Origin of the sequence: Mucilaginibacter rubeus (assembly GCF_003286415.2) — a bacterium.
Classification (GTDB): Bacteria; Bacteroidota; Bacteroidia; order Sphingobacteriales; family Sphingobacteriaceae; genus Mucilaginibacter; species Mucilaginibacter rubeus_A.
In genome coordinates, this window is the sequence record NZ_CP043450.1 from 4,025,966 (window position 1) to 4,043,026 (window position 17,061).

A 17,061-nucleotide genomic window follows, 5' to 3' on the forward strand; every position below is an offset into this window, starting at 1 on the left:
CAACTTGAGCAGGAAGATCTGTATAATTACCCAATCGCACCTTTGCCGGAACCCCAGGGTTTTGAAAGAGGCTACAGCACTTGCTGCTGCGGGGTATAACGTTCAGATCTTAACAGGCAGTGTTTCGGCCGATCTTTATGCTCAGGACCTGTCGGCTATCGCTAACTTTCCAAATATCCGCCTGCAATTGGTATCTGATCTATCTAAAACAAACTCAAGATCAATTGCAGATCGGTTTTTAAACAAATTAGGGCGTTGGGTGATTCGCCGGTTTAAGATAGAAAATGGCCTCGCGCTTGGTTACGGGGCCTTGCGCTATTATGATGCAGCCTGCGCAATAAAAGCCGATTTGTACATTTGCCATCAGGAACTGCCCACCTGCATAGGTGGTCGCCTGCTAAAAGGAGGTTTTAAAGTTGCATTTGACCTGGAAGACTGGTATTCTGAAGACCTTCTGCCCGAAGCACGTGCGGAGCGACCAATTGGTTTATTACGCCGTGCCGAATCAGAAGCACTTAACAAAGGAACCTTTTGTATAACAACATCAAACATCCTTGCCGAAAAATTGGCCCAACAATATTCATCGCCAAAGCCACGGGTTATATATAATGTTTTTCCGGTGCCGGAGATCTCCTTTCAAAAGACAAAGCTCTTCAGCAAACCACTAAAACTATTCTGGTTTTCACAAACCATAGGCCCGGGACGTGGGCTGGAACAGTTTATAAAAGTCCTTTATCTACTAAAAACACCCGTCGAATTGCAGCTGTTGGGAAACGTTACGGAGGCCTACAGGCAAAGTTTAATTGCACTGCTACCCAGCCAACATCATCTATTTTTTCACGACCTGGTACCGGAAAATCAGCTCGCTACAAAAATAGCTGAATTTGATATTGGCCTGGCTTTAGAACTGAAGACCCCGGCAAGCCGCAATTATACCATCACCAATAAGTTTTTCCAATATATTCAATCCGGGTTACCCGTTATCACCAGTGAAACCGAAGGGCAAAAAGAGGGTTATGATTTGTTCAAACCCGGCTTTAAATTGTCGCAACAGCCCAATAATACAGAACTTGAAGCGCTGGAAAAATGGCTCAATAGCCCGGAGAAATTGCAGTTAGCACGGAACCGGGCAATTGAAGCCGGAACATTTTACAATTGGGAAAACGAGTCTAAAAAGCTCATCTCATTAGTTGCCACAGCCCTTGAAAAATAAAGTAAGCTTACAGATAAACCTTGCGCCCGGCGACTACCCGCATGTACGCTTCATGCTTAAACATCAGTTGGAGATGCTGGCTGGACAGGTTGACGACATTGTTTTAACTGTTGATACCCGGCCAAGCAAGGGGCGTTTCGCTGATGGATGGGAGGCCAATAAAACCTTGCTGGACAAATTTCTGGAAACAGATATTGAGAACAATTACGCAGTAAGGATAAACTACGTTGACTACTCGCCCGTGACGAAAAAAAAAGTAGCCGACAAATTCTTCGGTAAAAAGAATATACCGGATAAAGATTTCAGGGGAGGGCCGTTTTACGCCTACTTTTTCGGGTTGTACTCGGCCCAAAACAATCTCGTTTTACACCTGGATTCGGACATATTTTTAGGCGGAGGAAGTCAGCAATGGATTGGCGAAGCGGTTAAACTTTTCGAGTCTGATCCAGATTGCTTTGTCGCTTCACCATTACCCGGCCCACCGCACCCGGCCGACATTTTGGTTGGTCAGGATATTGTTCAGAAAGTCGCCCCCTATACATGGGCACTAAAGGGCATGAGTACCAGGATCTTCATGATCGATAAAAGCCGGTTTGATACTGATAAACTGGTATTAACTCAGCCGCCGTTTCGCGGACAGATAAAAGCGATTATTGAAGGCAACCCTAATGCCGACCTTCCTGAGCATATGTTTTCAGACTATCTGACAAAGCGTAATTTAAAACGGGTCGACTTTTTAGGCAGCGGTAAGGGCTTATGGTCATTACATCCCCCCTATCGTACCGAAGCTTTTTATCAGAACCTGCCACAGCTCATTGAAAAGATCAATCTGAATGATTTGCCAGAAAAGCAGCAAGGCTTCTATGACATTATCGATGAGGTTTGCGATTGGTCGCAGGCCCGCGAAAAAATCAGCGGCAACCGCTGGTGGAAAAGGATCATGAGATAGCCTATGAAAAAACTGCTGATCGTATCCCCTTATTTCCCACCTGTAAATGCTGCTGATATGCAGCGTGTAAGGATGAGTATTCCTTATTTTGTAGCAAACGGCTGGGAAGCAGAAGTAGTTGTTGTGGATGAGCAATATTCAGATCTCCCTACCGATCAATTGCTTTTACAAAGTATCCCGGAAGATATCAGGATCCATAAAGTAAAAGCGCTCCCCAAAAACCTCACCTCAAAATTTGGCTTGGGCAGTATTGCTTTGCGGTCGTTGCCGTTTTACAAGAAAAAAATCAGGTCTCTTTTAAAGTCGAAACAATATGATCTGATCTATTTTTCGACTACGCAGTTCCCCGTTTGTATTTTAGGGGCATATTTAAAAAAGCGCTTTGGCATTCCCTATGTAATTGACATGCAGGACCCCTGGCACTCGGATTATTACCAGAATAAACCAAAGGCCCAACGACCGCGTAAATACTGGTTTTCATACCGATTGAACAAATACCTGGAGCCCATTGCCCTGAACAACGCGGACGGTTTGATCAGCGTATCTGACCATTACATTACCGATCTTAAAAACCGATACCCTCGTATTCAGCATATCCCGGCCGCTACTATAACTTTCGGGGCCTTTGAACCCGATATGGAAATTGCCGAAAAAAATCAAAGCAATTTCCCCAAGCTGCTTGATGACTCTCACGTCAATATAGTATATGTAGGGCGTGGTGGAGCAGACATGCAAAAAGCAGTAAGTACCCTTTTCAAGGCTTTCAAAGCCGGACTGGATGCGGGAAACAAAGCTTTGGAGGCTGCAAGGTTCTACTTTATTGGCACCAGTTATGCTCCCGCCGGCGAAGGCAAGCCCAGCATCCTGCCAGTTGCTGATCATTTTGGTGTAACCGGCTACGTAACCGAAATTACCGACAGAATAAGTTATTATCATACATTGCTCACACTAAAACAGGCCGATACCCTGTTTATACCGGGCTCGGATGATCCAAAATACACGGCCTCGAAAATTTACCCCTATTTGCTTACACAAAAACCGATCTTGGCTATCTTTAACGCCTCAAGTTCGGCAATTGGTATTATGAAGGAATATGGAGTAAAACAAGTGTATAATTACGATACGGTTACGGATGATGAGATCAATACCTTTTTACTTTCTATCGTTCAGGGTAATGAACCGCTCCCTAATTATAACGAGGAAGCCGCTGATAAATATTCCGCAAGGCAAATGACTGTAGAACAATGTAAACTTTTTGACCGTGTTATCAGTGGAAAAAATTAAGAGGACTTTCGGCTTTATTTTAAATCACCCTTTAGGTAAAAAGCATCCGTTTAAAGCGTTTTTGAGATTTTTAGGCTGGCAGCTTCAAAGCAGTATTCAACCCTCAAAATTGTGGGTAAAGCCTTTTATAGGCAACGTGAATTTTTACGCTCGTAAAGGCCTTACCGGGATAACAGGAAACATTTATACCGGATTGCATGAATTTGAGGATATGGCATTCCTGCTCCATTTTTTAACCGCACAAGATGTTTTCTTTGATATTGGTGCAAATGCGGGTTCGTATACCTTGCTGGCCTCCGGCGTCAGTAATGCAAAAACCATTACTATTGAGGCTTCGTCAACTACCGCGATATTAACCGCTAAAAATATCGAGCTGAACCGGCTTCAAAACAAGGCTACCCTGATCCATGCGGCGGCAGGTGCAAGGACAGGGCAGTTAAGTTTTTCAAAAAATGAAGATACCACCAATCACGTGGTGCTCGATGATGAAAAAGCAGATGCGGAAATGATAAATGTGATCACCGTAGATTCGTTAACTGCTGACGACTGTCCCTCACTCATTAAGATTGATGTGGAAGGCTTTGAAACGGAAGTGCTTAAAGGAATGAACGAAACTTTAAAACAACCAACGCTAAAAGCCATTATCATTGAGCTGAACGGCAGTGGCTCGCGTTACGGATTTAACGAAGAAGATATTCACCAAACCCTAGTATCTTCGGGTTTTACGCCATACCGGTATGATCCGTTTACGAGGGGATTAAATTTGATACCCTCATTTGGGCATTACAATACCATTTACTGCCGTGACATTGATTTTATCCTGTTACGATTAAAATCGACCCCGAAATTTACAGCATTGGGGGAAAAAATTTAACATGCGCCTCGCCATTATTACCACCCACCCTATTCAATACTATGCGCCGGTGTTTAAGCTGCTAAGCCAAAGCATAGAGGTGATGGTATTTTATACTTGGGGTGAGGAAGCTCAACAAAAGTTTGATCCCGGTTTCGGCAAAACGATAGCCTGGGATATTCCGCTGCTTGATGGCTACCCTTACCAGTGGGTTAAAAACACCGCTCCAAACCCAGGCTCCCATCATTTTAAAGGAATCGTTAATCCCGACCTGATCAACCAGGTAAAAAATTGGCAGCCCGATGCTATTTTGATATACGGATGGGCTTATAACAGCCACTTGAAAGTGATACGCCATTTCAAGAATAAAATACCGCTTTATTTTCGTGGTGATTCAACATTACTTGACGGACAGAAAGGCATCAAAAACCTGTTACGCTCACTTGTGCTGCGTTGGGTGTACAGCCATGTTAATTATGTTTTTTACGTTGGTACTAACAACAAAGCATATTTTCAGAAATATGGGTTAAAGTCCGATCAACTTTTTTTTGCACCTCACGCTATAGACAATAATAGGTTCGAGGTAGACAGGTCGCAGGAAGCAACTAATATAAGATCCGGCCTTGGTATTAAACCAGATGATAGGGTTATTTTATTCGCAGGTAAACTGGAGGAAAAAAAATCTCCGCAGATGTTACTTGATGCTTTTCTATCGATGGGCATACCAAATGCTCATCTGTTGTTTGTTGGAAATGGGCCTTTGGAAAATTCCCTTAAAGCAAGTGCAGCTGATTCGGAAAAAGTTCATTTCTTACCATTCCAAAATCAATCGGTCATGCCTGCCATATACCAGTCATGCAATATATTTTGCCTCCCTTCAAAAGGGCCTAACGAAACATGGGGACTTGCGGTAAACGAGGCAATGGCCGCAGGCCGCCCTGTACTTGTATCTGATAAATGTGGCTGTGCAATTGATCTTGTAGATTCGGGTATCAACGGGGAGATGTTTGAAGCCGGAAGCCGGTCTTCTTTAATCCAAAAGTTATCTTTGTTGCTTGAAAACAAAACAGGGTTGAGCACCTTAGGCAACAACGCCAAAACTAAGGTAGCCTCCTGGAGCTTTGAAATCCAGGCCGAAACCATCCTGAAAACGCTGAAGAATACCTATGCAAAATAACCAGGCGCCCCTTGAGCGTATTATTGTACTATTTATACCCTGGGCTTTAGCCATGTTGTTTAGCGGCGATCCTAAGCTATCATACTGCGTGGCCTGGCTGGGTTCTTTCCTCATATTTTTCCTTACCCTGACCGGATGGGTAAAACCCCTACCAACAGACAGAGGCATAGCCGAACAACTCATGCGCCCTATTTTTATGGTGCAAATCATTTTTGCGGGCTATATGGCTTGTACATCTATTTTTTATTTTATGGATGTGTTGGGTTATGAGAATTTCGAAAAGGTGGCTACCACCCTGATTGATAAAGACCGGCTGGAGCATACTGCTCAATGCCAGCGTTATTATTGCCTTGCGCATGCTTCTTTTGCTTCGGGTATTTTAATGTTCATGAATTATGAAACCAAGTCAAAGTACTATATCTCGAAGGAAAAGCTGGCTAATCTTTTAATGATGTTCGCTGTCGTTAGCTTTCCGGCGTCTATACTTTTCACCAAGGTTCCTGGTCTGTCCCAATTTGCCAATCAATTCAGTTCACTTAGTTTTATCGCAGGCACCCTGGCCCTCGCTTTCGCTATACCCTTAAAAAAGCCCGGTAACACATTAATTTGTTTCATCTTCTACATATTTAACTTTTACCAGGCCTTAACGTCGGGATTTAAAGAACCGATCATTATCAGTGTATTGGTTTTAGGCATTTTCTTATATCCCAACTATAAAAAAATTGTGATAGGTGTTTTCGTTCCTGCATTGTTACTTTTATTCATGTTCCTCCCCACCTATAACCGTATTTTCCGGCAGAACGCATGGTCGGGGGATGCATCTGCCGATGAGGCTACACAACTGGCCCTTGACGCGGCCATAAACAGCGCAAATACAGGAGAGGAAGATGACTCTAACTGGGGCTTCCTGGTCTTCAGGCTCAGCGAAGTCGATATGTTCATCAAATTCACGCAATCGACACCAAAAACCATTGATTTTTACGGAACGAAATTGTTCGAGCAATCAGCAATAGCACTTGTACCACGTATTTTCTGGCCTGCAAAACCTATTACGGAAGACTTGGTGATGGAGCGCGTTTTTGACGCTGGTGTAGTTAACAGGGCTTCCTCGGTATCGGCTAAGCCGGCTTTTATTGTCGATGCTTATCTCACCGCCGGCGCTCCGGGCATATTTGTCATTATGCTGGTTTATGGGGCTATTGCGCAAATAATTTCGGTAAAGGCAGAGAAACTCTTCGGCGGCTATATCCTGGGCACTGCCTTGATCTTTAGCGGATTATTCCAAATCATGTGGCGCGGACTTAGCTTCGAATTTATCATCAACAACATATTCTGGAGTTATATCAGTATGTTGGCCATCCACAAGATCCTTACTGCAGCCAACATTTTAAAAGAGGTTTAAAGCCGTTAAAGAAAACGTAAGTTTGTATAACAGATAGCGTAATTATTGACACCTTTATATTCCTTCATCATTTTAACCTATAACGAGGAGCAGCATCTGCCCCGTTTGCTGGCATCCATCAGAGATTTAAACGCCCCTGTTTTTATCTTAGACTCCGGCAGTGAAGATAATACCATCAATATAGCGCAAAATGCAGGGGCTGTTATTTTACAACATCCATTCGAAAATCATCCTAAACAATGGGATTTCGCGCTTAAAAATTTCGATATTAAAACGCCATGGGTCATTTGCCTGGATGCCGACCAGGAAGTAACGCCCGAGCTTCAACAAAAACTTCGTGATTTCAAAGATGAAGACCACCAGGATATTGATGGCATTTACTTTAACCGTAAAAATTACTTTAAGGGGCAATGGATAAAACATGGAGGCTATTATCCTTTTTACCTGTTAAAAATGATCCGCTACGGCAAAGGGTATTCAGACCTTAATGAAAACATGGACCACCGCTTCATTGTACCGGGCAAAACCGAAGTTTGGAAGGATGGGCACATTTTGGAAGAAAACCTAAAAGAAAATCAAATCAGTTTTTGGATAGCCAAACACAACCGCTACAGCGATTTACTGGCGAATGAAGAGGTGGAACGCATACAAAAATTGAGGACACAAACACTCAATCCAACTTTATTTGGCTCGCCCGATGAACGTACCGCCTGGCTAAAAAATTTGTGGTGGCAACTACCTCGCTATGTGAGACCCCTGATTTATTTTACCTATAGGATGATTTTTCAGTTGGGTATTTTAGAAGGGCGAACCGGTGTAATATTCCATTTTTTACAGGGCTTTTGGTTCAGGTTAATTGTGGATGTAAAAATTGACGAGCTTATTAAAGGTCCGCAGAAGAAAGAAGATAAAAAATACGCAATGGTTTCGCCTTTCAAATTCGCGTTTAGTTTCCTGTTTTTGTTTGTGATATTTTATTATTTCAACATCCTGTTTTATGGTGCTACCAGCCCGGGCAATCATTATTATCCTTTCCTGGCCGATAACCTCAATTACATTCAGAGTTTACGTTGGTTTTTATTGAGCTGCAGCACGCAAATCCTAAACTGGCTGGGCTTTACAGCTATACATAACGGTACTCAGCTATTGGTGGCTGGTAAAGGTTCTATCGAGGTGGTCTATTCCTGCCTGGGGTTAGGGTTAATGAGTTTTTTTGCCGCCTTTGTGATTTCTTATCCTAAATCATTAAAGCAAAAGATCATTTTCCTCGTATCCGGGGTCTTGGTTATTCAGTCCTTAAATATTATACGCTTTGTGCTCTTGGCTTTGTTTTGGAGCAAAAAAGCCAACCGGATTGTTGATCATCACACTATTTTTAACATCATCATATACATTATCATCATGATCAGCCTGTATGTTTGGATTGCCAAACACGACCAGGTCAAAAGTCAGGGTGATTAGATCTTCTCTTCTTTCAAAATAACTCCCCTTTCGGCCTCTCCTTCCCCGACTACTACAAATTTGATTCAACGCAGAAAGCTTACTGGTGCCAATACCCAAAAATGGAAAGCTAAAATCCCTGGTTTTGAAAATTATCTATTAAAATTTTTGATTTTATAAGCGGCTTAAACTGTAAACTTCCCGGCTACAAAAAGTTCATAAAAAAATTTCAGATCGCATTATGATGCAAACTAAAATTAGCTACTTTGCTTTGCTTCAACAAAGAAACCCGCGACCTTACGGTCACGAATTTAGATTTATGATAAGGTTTAGGTTTTAAATCACTAACAGGCAGCAAATTTAAACTCCACCCCTCAGTTTCTTTATGATGCTAAATTAGCTTTAACGTCCGGTCTCCGCAATACTGAAAAAGTGGTATATCAGATAGCCCTGAATTTATTAATGGCTTCCACTTTGTTTTGTACCTGCAGCTTAACGTAGGTATTGCGGATATGTTTTTTTACCGTACCTGTAGAAATTTCAAGGCGATCTGCAATTTCTTTGTATTGCAGGCCACGCGCCAGGTGGTTAAGGACTTCAACTTCACGCTCTGTAAGATTTTCGGAGGAAACAACAGCCGGCTTTGCCGATGCTGTATTAAATGATGCTATCACCCTGCGCGAGATATAGGCGCTCATGGGCGAACCGCCCGCCGCTATCTCGTTGATCGCGCTCCTGATCTCATCTGCCGATGATTCCTTGAGCATATAACCGGTCGCGCCGCTTTTTAACGATTCAAAAATATTGGTATTATCGTCGTTTATAGTACACACTAAAAATTCGGTATTTGGCAGAAAAGGTTTAGCCCGTCGTATAAATTCAATTCCAGACATACCCTCAAGATTGATGTCAACTATGAAAATATCCGGTTTAAGCTGATCTATCTTTTTTAATACGGATTCGGCATTGGTATATGATCCCATCAAGCTTACTCCGCTCATGTCATGAATAATCTGTTCCAGTCCGCGCCGGTAATGTAAATTATCCTCTATTAAAATGATCTGGAGCATGCCTTCGGTAAATATAAAACGCTAATATCTTAATTTGTCCCGGCTTTCGTTATACCTATTATGGGGTAGTTAAAGGCTTAGTTTAATGCTTACGGATGTACCTTTTCCGGGGGCCGTATCAATTTTCAACTCTGCATTTAACCTTTTTGCACGCGCATGAATGTTACGGAGCCCCATGGTTTCATGCTTACGAATATCCGGATCAAAACCGCGGCCATCATCACGGATGCTGATATGCAGCCGTTCCTTATAAAGGTTGATTGTCAAATAGGCGTTTCGCGCCTTGGAATGCTTAACAATATTATTTAAAACTTCTTTCACAAGCAGGTATATCTGCCGCCTCTTCTCGCCACTGATAATAGTTACAGTTTCCCCAACCGAGGTATTTTCATGAAAGCTTACATTACTGAATTCAAATATCTTAATAGCTTGCTTATGAATAAAGTTGGCCAGGTTACTTACCTCATCGTTTTCCGGGTCAAGGCTCCAGATAATCAGCCTCATCTGGGTAGATATATCCGTAATAGCCTCATGAATGCCATCTATTTCCTGAAAGTCGGGCTGATCGGCTACCTTCCGGCTCAACAGCTCGGTTCGTAACTTAATACCTGAGATACTTGCCCCCAAATCGTCATGTACTTCACTACTAATCCGCTGACGTTCCCGTTGCAGGGCAAGCTCGTTTTCATAATCCTTTTTTTGTAAGCCGATAATAGACAGATAGTATTTACGTACCAGCAAAAACACTATAACTATCGCGCTGATAACAGCCAGGGCCTGGAGCCATACCTGCTGATACCATAAAGGCATCACGGTAAACTGAAAAATAAGCGAGGAGCTCAATTGGTTGAAACGGTCGGCCGCCACTGCTTCCAGCTCATAGTTTCCCGGAGGCAACAGGTCAAACCGTTTTTCACCGGTAGGTGCAACACTCCAATTTTTATCAACACCCTTTAGCCTGAACCGGTATTGTATTTTGCCCATGCTTTTGTAGGATAAGGCAACGCAATTAAACACAACCGGCTGGCCGTAAGTAAAATTATTTTGAGCTCCGGGCGCCCCGTCATTAATCAGTACTGGTTTGGGCAGGTGCCTGTTCCCCAGGTTTTGAGTAACTGCTATGCCCCTGTCTGTCGCTATATAATAATTAAGACCGTATTTTACTACATCGGCCACGTTATCTGACGGAAGCCCGTTACTGGTATTGATCAGGCTTACCTTGTAATCGTGATAATTGTTACTGAAGCTAATAACACTTACCCCATTTGCCGTACAAGCCCACAAGGTGTTAGCATCCGTCCATACCAGTCTACGGATATCGCCCGAAGAGATCAAAGGCGAGTTAAATTGAATCGTTCTTTCCCCGGCAAATAAAAATAAGCCCTGGGCTTCGGTACCTACTGCATATGCCTTATCATTTGCGGCCAGGCATTTAACAGCATTTATCCCTTTATTGGCTAATAACCGCACATAATAAATATCATTAGTGGTTGGCTTTAACCGATACAACCCGTAAAGTGAACCTATCAGCAGCTTGTTGTCAAACCAGGCAAGGGATGTCATGCGTACTGGTTTAAATCTGTAACCTTTTATACGTTTGAACTGCTTTGACAATGCAACAACTGCGTTTTGTGAAATAAAATACACTGTATCAGGCCGCTGCTCAATTCCTTTTATTGGGCCGAAAAAATAATTTTCGGGGTGCCATGATGACGGGTTATTTTTGGAAACATCTAATCCGAATATGCCGTTATCTGTGCCAATAAGGAGCCTGTTACCCGGAATGGTAAGCAGATTGGTGATCCGGTTAAAGTCCGACCGGTTTTGATTTAAGGATATAGTGCCTAGCGGCGGCCTCGGATTAGCGTCAAGTTTTATATAACTCAGCGTGCTTAAAACATGCCCGGCAAAAAGGTAGCCTCCCGCGATGCCCAATTTTAAAGCATCTTCATTTGCAAGGCCGCTTTCCTGATCAATAACTTTTACTTCGGGGTTGGTACTTAAAAAAAAGCCTTTATCATAACTACCAAACCATAAATTATTTTCTCTGTCGATAAGGGTTGAGGTAGTGATATGATTATTCAGATAGTTTCTTCGTTCGCCGGTGATATAGTCTATAATATATGTGCCTTGCTTTACCGTGGTAACGGCAAAGGTGTGTTTCCCGGTGAGATAAACTGAGGTCACGTTACCGGTAAAGGAGAATTTCTCAAGAGGAATGATCCCGCTTCTTTCATACTGATAAACATGCACCCAGTCTTTAGTTATTAATAACAGGTGATTTTGTTCAATAGCTAATCTATAAGGCCTGGTATTGTTATTAGCTGTTTCATAATTTAACTGGCCCTCTGAAAGCTCTTTTTCAAGCATATCGAGGTCATTTTCAGATAGGATAATCTCTTCTCCGTCCGAGCCATAAATATACCCGCTTAGGTGTCGGAGGGTATGCCTTTTTGATTTTAGCTCGTCAAAGTGATATACTTTAGTAGTTAGCCTGTAATTTACACAAAGCTCATTATAACGGTTAAAAAAGAAATTGGCAAAAGGTAATACAAGTACCTTTTGAGATGAGTTAAGCTTACGTATAAGTCCGTTTTCATAGTAACAAACCTTATAGTTACTGCAGTAAAAAAAAATCCGGTGGTAGTTGTCTTCCGCTATCCGGAAACATTCATTGCTTTCCAGGCCATCGGCCGATGTGAAATTTTTGAAATGCTGACCATCAAACCTGCTTACGCCTTTATCTGTGGCTATCCAGATAAAGCCCCGGCTGTCCTGCATGATATAATTAACCCTCGAACTGAGCAAGCCCTCCGTAGCGTTGTAGTTTTTAAGGTAAACTACCTGGTAGGGCGTATCGGCATATACCCGCCACGGGAATAAAAACAACGTTATTACTAAGAATTTAAAAAAAGAGCTTTTTAGCGGCATTTTTATTATTTGTATCGATTCATTATCGGTACTCTTTAAACAAGATACAACTATACAAAATATATAACCCCGTTAATTATATCAACTGATAAATATAGAAAGAAATGCCATGCAAATAAGTAAGCTCCTTCCCTATTATAATTATATATAATCTGTCTAAACGTAATATTAATTGATATGGTTCAGGCAGATATTATATAATAGTACTATCAAACACGAAAAAGTTACCCTGAGCAAGCAGTGAAGATTTTAATACGTTGCTTATTTTTGAGCAGACATGAGCATATTACCGTTTAAATCAAAGATTGGCCAGGAGCAGATTTTAAAGATCAGTCCTTTTAAGGAAGTGATTAAACCTACCGTGCCGCACAAACACGCCGGGTATTTTGAGCTGATTGTTTTGAGCGACGGGGCAGGCGAACACGTAATAGATGATATTACATACGAGATAAACCCGCCCATGATATTTTTCCTGAAACCAGGGCAAACGCATTGCTGGAATTTTACCCGGATCCCCAAAGGTTATGTGGTATTGTTTAAGGAGGAGTTGTTGGACGCGCAGCTACTGGCACTGGTTTACCAGCTGAATATACTGATAGATGTGCAGGACAGCCGCGCTTATATGCAGTTACTGGCCTTATTTCATGAAGAATACGCGCAAACCCAAACAGAGGTCCCGGTACTAATGGCTTATATGCGCCTGCTCCTGGAAAAAACCGCCGCACTTTCTGGCAAGGACCCAAAGCCGCCCGCAAACGCTTTATATTACCAGTTCAAAAGCCTGTTGCATATTACTGATGCAGGGGCAAAAAATGTGAAAGATTATGCAGATGAGTTGAATATCTCCACACATCAGCTCATCCAGGTTTGCCGCGAAGCTAACGGCAAAACCCCGTCGATGATGCTGACTGAACGCCTGCTGCTTGAGGCCAAAACCTTGTTATCAGCCACCGATCACCCGATCAAAGAGATTGCGCATGTATTGCATTTCACCGATACCTCCCACTTTGTTAAGTTTTTTAAAACCAATACTAACCTTACCCCGGGGGCATACCGCGAATTATCACAGTCCAGGCACTAAATATACCGTATAAGGCTGCAATACTACCGCGCACCCTGCAAACGTCAGGGTATTTTTGGGCAAGAATCAGCCATGAAACAACTTTTTGCTTTTTTTCTGCTTTGCAGCCCGGTACTCCTTCTCGCACAAACCGCCCAGCTAAAAGGCAGGGTATTGGATAGTCAAAATCATCATCCAATAGAATATACGAGCGTTGCCATGATCCATTCCGGCGATTCGGTCTTGGTGGCGGGCACGGTTACCAAAGCCAACGGCGTATTCGAATTCGGCAAAATAGCAGCCGGAACTTATCGCTTAAAAATTGCATTTATCGGCTACCGTGACATAATCAAAACAGATATCCGCCTAACTCAAGGCCAGCAACTCAATCTCGGCGACGTGCTTTTACAACCGGCCAGTAAACTGCTGAACGAAGTAAATGTGAGGGGACAGCAGGTAAATGCTGTTAATAAAATTGACAGGCAGGTTTACAGAGCCGGTCAGTTTGAGGCCGCCCGCGGTGGCTCGGCTATTGATGTGATCAAAAACCTGCCATCGGTATCTGTTAATGGCGAAGGGAACATCAGCATGCGAGGTTCAGAAAGCTTTATGGTGCTTGTAAATGGCAAACCAGTTATTACCGATGCGCAAACCGTGCTTTCGCAAATACCCGCTAATTCGATAGCGAATATTGAAGTAATTACCTCGCCATCGGCTAAATACGATCCCGACGGGCGGGGTGGCATTCTCAATATCATCACAAAAAAAGGCACTACAGATGGCATAACACTGGCAACCAACGTACAGGGTGGTTTACCCAGTACCGGCGATTTCGGTAATACGCGTAAACCTTTACGATTTGGGGCCGATGCCACCCTGAATTACCGCAAAGGCAAATGGGATATTTCGGTAGGTGGTAACTATAACCGCAACGACAATGCCGGGTATCGCGAAGGTGATGTTTACACCAAAAACTTTGCTGCAGGCACTATCACCCGCTTCCCTTCAACCGGAGAACGCAGTTTCAAAAAGTACAATTATGCCGGTCGCGCGTCCATCAACTTCACGGCAGATGCGGCCAATGTTTTCTCGGGAGGTCTGTTCCTGGACCAACTTACCAGGATCGTGTTGCCGATCTCCTCTATCACAACACTACATCAAACCTGAGCAATAACGCGCTTATTAAAAATACAACCTATTATAATTCCAACCTCCAAACAAAAGAGGGTAGCTTTGCCCTGGCCAACCTGGATTATACGCATACTTTTCATGATAAATCAACCCTGGCTGCGGGTATGGTTTATGAACACGCAGATCTTTACGGCAACACCAAAAACCGCAACCTGCACTATCCTAATACAAACGATACCATCCAATATGTATACAACCCTTACAAACGCCCTATCACGGGCTATCGCTTAAAGTTGGATCATAGCCTGCCCATAGGAAATGGCAAGCTGGAAAGCGGTTACCAGTTAAGGTATGATACGCAGGACGGACAATTTGATTATTTAGTTACACCTCCAACTTCGCAACCAGACGCGGCCAAGTTTCAGGGTACCCTACATGCCAAAAATGTTATCAACTCTGTTTATAGTCAGTACACAGGTAAATCGGGGCAATGGGAATATAACGGAGGCTTGCGGTATGAATATGCCACCCGGTCGGTTACCCTTTCCTATGATCCAACAGTACACCGGCTCAATTTGTCAAACCTGTTTCCATCCGTATTAGTACAGTATAATTTAAGCGAGGGTTGGAAGCTTAAGGCCGATTACAGCAGACGCATTAACCGTACCACCAACCTGGAGCTGAACCCTATCCCCGAGCGCGAACATTCGGAAACACAGGAAGAAGGCGACCCAGACCTGCTACCCGAGTTTATTGATCAGGCAGAACTGGGTTTGACACATAACTTTAAATCAGGCACGTTCTTTTTAACCGGCTATTACCAGCATATCAAAAACCCAATACAGCGCCTTAATAGTGTTTACGCAGATACCATGCTGAACCGGGTTTATACCAATGCAGGCGCAGCCACCCAAATAGGCGTAGAAATGGGTACTAACCTGCAACTCAAGAAATGGTGGAGCTTATACATAGGCGCCAACGCTTATAATTATCATATCAGCGGCGATATCCGTATTCTTGATCAGCCTTTTGTTGTTAACAACCGGCGCTGGGCCTATTCATTAAATATGAACACGGCTTTCCAGTTCAGTAAAACCTGGAGCGCGCAGGCTAATTTCAACTACCTGTCTAAACGCCCTACAGCCCAGGGCGAAGATTCCCGGTATTTTATTCCCAATACTTCGGTAAAGAAAACTTTTATAAACGGCCGCTTGGCAGCATCATTGCTCTGGCAAAATATCGGCATTTTTAACGCGGCCAGGCAACGGATCACCACTTCGGGTACCGACTTCTATACCACCACTAATTACATCTATGAAATCAATGTGTTATTGATCAACCTGAGTTTTAACCTCAACCGTTTTACCAGCAAGCTAAAATTACCTAACAGCGAATTGAACGACCGGGAGTTTTAATGCTGCGAAATCAACAAACCTCTATTCATCTTAAAGCCCAAGAAGCTTGTCGGCATTTTGGTGTGCAATTTTTGCTACCTGATCGGGCGGAAGTTGTATTTCATTCAAGAAATCAATACCCATCTGGTTACTGCTAAAAGGGTAATCTACCGACAGGATAATGTTGTCGATACCGATGGTATCCAGGGCCAGTTGCAATGGTGGCTGCGTAAAAAAGCCGCTTGTGGTTATATACAACTGCTCACGAAAAGTATCATCCAGCGTACGTTGATTTGCGCCCCCACTACCAGGTTGAAATGCCCGGTTTGACCGCACCCACATCATAGGCAGCATTTCGCCCATGTGGCCAATGACAACCTTTAGCTTCGGATACTTATCAAATGTACCTGCTGCTAAAAGCCTAAGTACGTGGACTGCCGTTTCAGAATGCCAGCCCCATCCCCAGCAAGCTATTGCCTCAAACGCTCCTGTTTTACCGCCAACATTACTATAGTATGCGTCCAGTACTGCTTGCGGCGGCAGTCCCGGATGAATGTAGATTGGAACGTCAAGTTTTTCGGCTTTTTCAAATATTGGTGCAAATTTAGGCGCATCCAGAAACTCGCCGTTGGTAAGGCCTCTGATCATGGCACCTCGGAAACCTAAATCGTTTACCGTGCGTTCCAACTCATCTGCGGCAGCCATTGGCGCGGTCATCGGCAGGTGGGCAAATGCAGTAAAACGCCCGAGGTGATCACTGATCTTTTCGGCCAGCATATTATTGTATTTTGTGGCAAAATATGGTGCCGCAGTACTGTCTAATAAATTCACATCTGTGTTTTCGACTGAAAGCACCTGCATCGAAATACCACATTGGTCCATTGAGGCTAAACGTTCGCCGGAGATATCGGCCAGCTTGGGCATCATCTGTGCGGCGGCACTCGAATGTCGTCTTTTACTAAGTATATCGGCAGGCAAAAATCCGCTCATCTCCGGAAATGAAACATGCTCTTCTATGGTTACTATTCTCATTTTCACAAGTATTTAAATCAATACAAAGTAAATACAGCGCGTGTTGACCATCAATGGACAATTAACGAGATTAATAGCACGATTCACGGTATAACACACTGTTCAAAATACATTATGAGCAATAT

At 43.2% G+C, this 17,061-nt stretch carries 13 protein-coding genes; 10 read left to right on the forward strand and 3 right to left on the reverse strand.

The annotated features are described in order from the left end of the window. Window positions 1–4 precede the first annotated feature (4 nt). Genes DEO27_RS15785 through xrtY form a run of 7 tightly spaced genes read left to right on the forward strand, consistent with a single transcriptional unit; the run spans window position 5 to window position 8,339 of the window. Window positions 5–1,213, forward strand: a complete 1,209-nt coding sequence (locus DEO27_RS15785) for a glycosyltransferase family 4 protein (protein ID WP_146750079.1) — start codon at window positions 5–7, stop codon at window positions 1,211–1,213. After that, window positions 1,203–2,162 (forward strand): hypothetical protein, encoded by a 960-nt coding sequence (locus DEO27_RS15790; protein ID WP_112573964.1) that lies wholly within the window; start codon window positions 1,203–1,205, stop codon window positions 2,160–2,162. The genes DEO27_RS15785 and DEO27_RS15790 overlap by 11 nt, the downstream gene beginning before the upstream one ends. Window positions 2,163–2,165: 3 nt before the next feature. Continuing rightward, window positions 2,166–3,446, forward strand: coding sequence for a glycosyltransferase (locus tag DEO27_RS15795; protein ID WP_223817959.1), 1,281 nt, complete (start codon window positions 2,166–2,168; stop codon window positions 3,444–3,446). Further along, window positions 3,433–4,320, forward strand: a complete 888-nt coding sequence (locus DEO27_RS15800; protein WP_112573965.1) for an FkbM family methyltransferase — start codon at window positions 3,433–3,435, stop codon at window positions 4,318–4,320. Before DEO27_RS15795 ends, DEO27_RS15800 begins: the two co-directional genes overlap by 14 nt. A 1-nt stretch (window position 4,321) precedes the next feature. After that, the gene (locus tag DEO27_RS15805; protein ID WP_112573966.1) at window positions 4,322–5,476 is read left to right on the forward strand and encodes a glycosyltransferase family 4 protein; all 1,155 of its coding nucleotides are present in this window, start codon (window positions 4,322–4,324) and stop codon (window positions 5,474–5,476) included. Next, complete coding sequence (locus DEO27_RS15810; protein ID WP_112573967.1) at window positions 5,466–6,878, forward strand: exosortase Y-associated Wzy-like protein; 1,413 nt, start codon at window positions 5,466–5,468, stop codon at window positions 6,876–6,878. Before DEO27_RS15805 ends, DEO27_RS15810 begins: the two co-directional genes overlap by 11 nt. Before the next feature lie 45 nt (window positions 6,879–6,923). Continuing rightward, window positions 6,924–8,339, forward strand: coding sequence for an exosortase Y (xrtY, locus tag DEO27_RS31475; protein WP_112573968.1), 1,416 nt, complete (start codon window positions 6,924–6,926; stop codon window positions 8,337–8,339). Between the two features lie 419 nt (window positions 8,340–8,758). Here xrtY and DEO27_RS15820 read toward each other — a convergent pair whose 3' ends face one another. Next, window positions 8,759–9,388 carry a response regulator gene (locus DEO27_RS15820; RefSeq protein WP_112573969.1) on the reverse strand — a complete coding sequence of 210 codons (630 nt, stop codon included), beginning with the start codon at window positions 9,386–9,388 and terminating at the stop codon, window positions 8,759–8,761. Between the two features lie 69 nt (window positions 9,389–9,457). Beyond that, window positions 9,458–12,319 (reverse strand): ATP-binding protein, encoded by a 2,862-nt coding sequence (locus DEO27_RS15825; protein ID WP_112573970.1) that lies wholly within the window; start codon window positions 12,317–12,319, stop codon window positions 9,458–9,460. 277 nt (window positions 12,320–12,596) lie between these two features. Here DEO27_RS15825 and DEO27_RS15830 point away from each other — a divergent pair, with 277 nt between their 5' ends. From DEO27_RS15830 to DEO27_RS31740, 3 genes are all read left to right on the forward strand, one after another. After that, entirely contained in the window at window positions 12,597–13,400 is an 804-nt protein-coding gene (locus DEO27_RS15830) for an AraC family transcriptional regulator (RefSeq protein ID WP_112573971.1), read from the forward strand. A 72-nt stretch (window positions 13,401–13,472) separates the two neighbouring features. Continuing rightward, window positions 13,473–14,546 (forward strand): TonB-dependent receptor, encoded by a 1,074-nt coding sequence (locus DEO27_RS31735; protein ID WP_223817960.1) that lies wholly within the window; start codon window positions 13,473–13,475, stop codon window positions 14,544–14,546. Between the two features lie 14 nt (window positions 14,547–14,560). Continuing rightward, complete coding sequence (locus DEO27_RS31740) at window positions 14,561–15,925, forward strand: outer membrane beta-barrel family protein (protein ID WP_262714183.1); 1,365 nt, start codon at window positions 14,561–14,563, stop codon at window positions 15,923–15,925. 30 nt (window positions 15,926–15,955) lie between these two features. Here the strand turns inward: DEO27_RS31740 and DEO27_RS15840 are convergent, their stop codons facing one another. Further along, window positions 15,956–16,936, reverse strand: coding sequence for an amidohydrolase family protein (locus tag DEO27_RS15840; RefSeq protein ID WP_112573972.1), 981 nt, complete (start codon window positions 16,934–16,936; stop codon window positions 15,956–15,958). Window positions 16,937–17,061: the final 125 nt, after the last annotated feature.